This is a genomic window from Pararhizobium sp. P1_E7 (genome assembly GCF_056405855.1).
In genome coordinates this window covers 1-850 of sequence record NZ_JBFUBH010000238.1, presented here as the reverse complement: position 1 = coordinate 850, position 850 = coordinate 1, and the positions used below count along the sequence as shown (strand labels likewise).

The following is an 850-nucleotide window of genomic DNA, read 5'->3' as shown; positions in this document are numbered from 1 at the left end:
CCCCAAATCCGCACCAAACTTTCATAAGAAATTTCAGAGCGAGTTCGTCGGTCGCCAGCAGCGCCGCCGCCCTCGTTGGTGAGCGGTTTATAGTCCCCACCAACAAACGAAGTCAACACACCAATTCCAAAAAAATGAAGTTTCTCATAAGTGTCTGATTACATTAGTGTATTTCAAATTCTACCCAAACACACCACAAAATCCACCAAAACACCCGGGATTCATCATCGGCTGGCGGCCGGGGCCTGCCACCGAGGCGCCAGTCAGGGCAGGCGTCCCCGCAGCCTGTTCATTTTCGTGCCGAGAGCAGCTTTGACTCAACATCGAGAAACCGCTTATGGCCGAGATATCCGACGCCCTCCTGGATGTCGGCGGTGATTGCCGCCTTGAGGCCCTCGACGTCCTTCAAGCCGATGGCTTCCAGGGCCTGGGCATGGCGATCGACGCGGTAGCTCTCATCCAGGTTTTCCGTTGCCTCGCGCATGAAGGGACCGAGCCGCAACCAGACGGATTCGATCAGCGGCAGAAGAACGGCCGACGACCGCACCTCGTAGAGGCAACGGTGGAACGCGAAATTGCTTTCGATGCCCTGCTCGATATTGCCGGCCTTGTAGGCGTCGTCGATGTCATTATCGAGCTGCTGCAGGCGCGCCAGACGCAAATAGTCGACGAAGGGCAGGGCGCGCGCCGCCGCGATCGTCTCAAGTGCAATGCGGGCGGCAATGATCTCGTCGAATTTTTCCGGATCGATATCCGGCACCCGGACACGGCGATTGTCCAGATGTTCAAGCGCACCGTCGGCGACGAGCCTGTGAAGCGCTTCGCGTACCGGCATCGCACTCACCTGCAA

The 850-nt window shown here is 57.9% G+C and carries 1 protein-coding gene; it reads right to left on the bottom strand.

Going from position 1 to position 850, the window contains the following annotated elements:
• Window positions 1-289: 289 nt before the first annotated feature.
• The coding region (locus AC1D17_RS29170; protein ID WP_477568669.1) for a GntR family transcriptional regulator at window positions 290-850 on the bottom strand (561 nt) is incomplete at its 5' end.